This window comes from Acidisoma sp. S159, from assembly GCF_009766125.1.
Lineage (GTDB): Bacteria > Pseudomonadota > Alphaproteobacteria > Acetobacterales > Acetobacteraceae > Acidisoma.
Genome location: NZ_LMUG01000048.1, coordinates 1 through 207, shown reverse-complemented (window position 1 = coordinate 207; position 207 = coordinate 1). Strand labels below are relative to the sequence as shown.

1 protein-coding gene is annotated in these 207 nt (G+C 70.5%); it reads right to left on the bottom strand.

What is annotated here, in order from left to right; translation table 11 throughout:
* Positions 1 to 207 (bottom strand): Hint domain-containing protein (locus tag GSQ92_RS15060; RefSeq protein ID WP_174247816.1); only part of this gene is annotated, 207 nt, incomplete at both ends.

Sequence of the window (207 nt, the reverse complement as noted above, 5' to 3'; positions counted from 1 at the left end):
TCCGAGCGACCCCGCGCCGAAGCGGATCGGCGCCACATCCGGCCGCGCCGCGAGGTTGAAGCGGCGATGGCCGATCCATTTCACCCGCGCCACGCCGCCCGCGGCTGTCAACACGCAGTTGCCTTCACACAGCGTCTCGACAGCAACATCGCCGCGCGTCGTCGCGATCCGCGTGCCTTCGGCGAAGCAGACCACCAGGACGCCACC